General features: G+C 52.8%; 1 tRNA gene and 2 rRNA genes. All 3 read right to left on the bottom strand.

Annotation, left to right across the window (positions count from 1 at the left end):
- Positions 1-77 (bottom strand) — tRNA-Met (locus tag ACQZ5F_RS25190).
- A 226-nt stretch (positions 78-303) separates the two neighbouring features.
- Positions 304-418, bottom strand: a 5S ribosomal RNA gene (gene rrf / locus ACQZ5F_RS25185).
- Between the two features lie 255 nt (positions 419-673).
- A 23S ribosomal RNA gene (locus tag ACQZ5F_RS25180) occupies positions 674-3,559 on the bottom strand.
- Positions 3,560-3,975 lie beyond the last annotated feature (416 nt).

Genomic DNA, 3,975 nt, shown 5'->3' with positions numbered 1-3,975 from the left:
TGGTTGCGGGGGCAGGATTTGAACCTGCGGCCTTCAGGTTATGAGCCTGACGAGCTACCGGGCTGCTCCACCCCGCGTTACCAGCGTAAATCCCTATGGGATTTATCGCGACTGCATCACAGGGAAGCTGTGATGCCTACTGCCGGAGCAAATTGCCGAAGGCGATTTGTCTCCTGTAAGGGACGCACTGGGCGTGTTCCTTATGTTTTGTATCCCGGAACGACAAAAGGCCGCTATTAGCGGCCCTCTTGTATCGGCTGGGCCGAAGTTTGATTTGAGAAGATTTGATGTTGCGTTTTGCAGACCTGGCAGCGACCTACTCTCCCGCGTCTTGAGACGGAGTACCATTGGCGCTGGGGCGTTTCACGGCCGTGTTCGGAATGGGAACGGGTGCAGCCGCCCCGCGATAACCACCAGGTCGGCAAAACGCAACATTGATCATGTTTTCACATGAGTGTTGTTTCGAGAAGCTGGGTGGCATTGCCACTTTTTATCTTAATTACACGTCTTTCCGTGACTGGTCCGTTTGCCTGCCTTGCTCGAGATCGAGCGTGGCAGCCATACAGGACGCTAGTCCGTCGCGCCTTTTGGCGCGGCCCGTCCGGAGCCCTTCGGGCGTCAGGACAGAAGAATGATGTCATCGAACTTTGTTTGATGAACATGAACAATGGGAACGAAGAAGTCGATCGAGCTATTAGTAACGGTAAGCTTCACATGTTGCCATGCTTCCACACCCGTCCTATCAACGTGGTCGTCTTCCACGGCTCTGATAGGGAACACTCGTTTTCAGGTTGGTTTCCCGCTTAGATGCCTTCAGCGGTTATCCATTCCGTATATAGCTACTCTGCTATGCCCTTGGCAGGACAACAGATCCACCAGAGATACGTCCATCCCGGTCCTCTCGTACTAGGGACAGATCCTGTCAATATTCCTACACCCACGGCAGATAGGGACCGAACTGTCTCACGACGTTCTGAACCCAACTCACGTACCGCTTTAAATGGCGAACAGCCATACCCTTGGGACCTGCTCCAGCCCCAGGATGCGATGAGTCGACATCGAGGTGCCAAACAACCCCGTCGATATGGACTCTTGGGGGTCATCAGCCTGTTATCCCCGGCGTACCTTTTATCCGTTGAGCGATGGCCCTTCCACACGGGACCACCGGATCACTATGACCGACTTTCGTCTCTGCTCGACTTGTCAGTCTCGCAGTCAGGCGGGCTTATGCCATTGCACTCGACGACCGATTTCCGACCGGTCTGAGCCCACCATCGCGCGCCTCCGTTACTCTTTCGGAGGCGACCGCCCCAGTCAAACTACCCACCATACACTGTCCCGGATCCGGATAACGGACCGCGGTTAGACATCCACGAAGATAAGGGTGGTATTTCAAGGATGGCTCCACAAGAACTGGCGTCCCTGCTTCAAAGCCTACCACCTATCCTACACATGCCTTGGCGAATGCCAGTGTAAAGCTATAGTAAAGGTGCACGGGGTCTTTCCGTCTGACCGCAGGAACCCCGCATCTTCACGGGGAATTCAATTTCACTGAGTCTATGTTGGAGACAGCGGGGAAGTCGTTACGCCATTCGTGCAGGTCGGAACTTACCCGACAAGGAATTTCGCTACCTTAGGACCGTTATAGTTACGGCCGCCGTTTACTGGGGCTTCAGTTCAGAGCTTGCACCCCTCCCTTTAACCTTCCAGCACCGGGCAGGCGTCAGACCCTATACGTCGTATTGCTACTTCGCAGAGCCCTGTGTTTTTGATAAACAGTCGCTACCCCCTGGTCTGTGCCACCCCATCATAGTTGCCTAAAATGGGGTCACGCTTCTTCCGAAGTTACGCGTGCAATTTGCCGAGTTCCTTCAACATAGTTCTCTCAAGCGCCTTGGTATACTCTACCTGACCACCTGTGTCGGTTTCGGGTACGGTCTATACGGTGGAGCTATTTCCTGGAACCTCTTCGCCGCACATTCAATCCAATAAGAATGTACAACACACGAGATCCGTCACTACCACCAGGCCCACGAATATTAACGTGGTTCCCATCGACTACGCGTGTCCGCCTCGTCTTAGGGGCCGGCTAACCCTGCTCAGATTAACTTTAAGCAGGAACCCTTGGTCTTTCGGCGAGGGAGTCTCTCACTCCCTTTATCGTTACTCATGTCAACATTCGCACTTCCGATATCTCCAGCAGCCCTCACGGGTCCGCCTTCACAGACTTACGGAACGCTCCGCTACCACATGCCTTACGGCATATCCTCAGCTTCGGTGCATGGCTTTAGCCCCGTTACATTTTCGGCGCAAAGACCCTTATTTAGACCAGTGAGCTGTTACGCTTTCTTTAAATGATGGCTGCTTCTAAGCCAACATCCTGGTTGTTTTGGGATCCTCACATCCTTTCCCACTTAGCCATGACTTGGGGACCTTAGCTGGAGGTCAGGGTTGTTGCCCTTTTCACGACGGACGTTAGCACCCGCCGTGTGTCTGCCGACTAGTACTCCTCGGTATTCGGAGTTTGGTTAGGATCAGTAAGACGGTGAGTCCCCATAGCCCATCCAGTGCTCTACCCCCGAGGGTATTCGGTCGACGCTCTACCTAAATAGATTTCGCGGAGAACCAGCTATTTCCGAGTTTGATTGGCCTTTCACCCCTAGCCACAAGTCATCCCAATCTATTGCAACAGATACGGGTTCGGCCCTCCAGTTGGTGTTACCCAACCTTCAGCCTGCTCATGGCTAGATCACTCGGTTTCGGGTCTAATGCAACTAACTCAATCGCCCTATTCAGACTCGCTTTCGCTGCGCCTACACCTACCGGCTTAAGCTTGCTAGTTACACTAAGTCGTTGACCCATTATACAAAAGGTACGCCGTCACCCTTGCGGGCTCCGACTGTTTGTAGGCATCCGGTTTCAGGTTCTATTTCACTCCCCTCGTCGGGGTGCTTTTCACCTTTCCCTCACGGTACTTGTTCGCTATCGGTCATGCACGAGTACTTAGGCTTGGAGAGTGGTCTCCCCATGTTCAGACAGGATTTCACGTGTCCCGCCCTACTCAAGGACAATGACTGTTCTACGCGTAAGGGGCTATCACCCTCTATGGCCGACCTTTCCAGATCGTTCCGCTTTATTCATCATTGCCACTGGCCTGGTCCGCGTTCGCTCGCCACTACTTGCGGAGTCTCGGTTGATGTCCTTTCCTGCAGGTACTTAGATGTTTCAGTTCCCTGCGTTCGCTTCTTACCCCTATGTATTCGAAAGTAAGATACCTTATCACAATGCTTGGAAACCTGTTCAGTTCTGTCCTCACGGCCAAAGGCCTGCGGACGGCGCGGTGCAAAAGCACCGACGGGCTAGCGCCCTGTATGGGAAACCCAAACAGACCAACTAACCAACAAAACAGATTTCCCAAGCATTTAAGGTGGGTTGCCCCATTCGGAGATCCATGGATCAAAGCTTATTCGCAGCTCCCCACGGCTTTTCGCAGCGTATCACGTCCTTCTTCGCCTGTGCATGCCAAGGCATCCACCAAATGCCCTTAATTCACTTCTTCGTTCTCATTGTCTATGCTCATCCATAGCCGTTCAATTAAGAACGGCAACCTGATTACCTTTTACAATCAAGTCATTTCCTGATGACATCGACGTGTCGGTACGGTCTTCCTTGAGGGCACGCCGGTGCACCTCGAAGCCATACCATTAAGACCAGCTTCTCGAGATATCATCCGGTGATGCGCGGTCAGGCAACATCAATCCAGCATGTCCATCAGATGAAGGCCTAAACCTTCAAACAACAAACATGCCTCGGACAAGCAATCCTTCCTACCTCCAACCCCTCCACCAATTCCGGCCGACTAAGCCATCTCAAGGTTTCTCAGGGACTGGTCTCGGACGTCTCAAACCCAATGGGTTCAAAACACCTGGACGCTTCCAGACATATCTTCTCTTCACAATGTATTCAGAACAGGCA

It is taken from the genome of Agrobacterium sp. 22-210-1 (genome assembly GCF_053522525.1).
The sequence above is the reverse complement of the archived record's forward strand: the minus strand, read 5'-3'. Positions and strand labels throughout refer to the sequence as shown.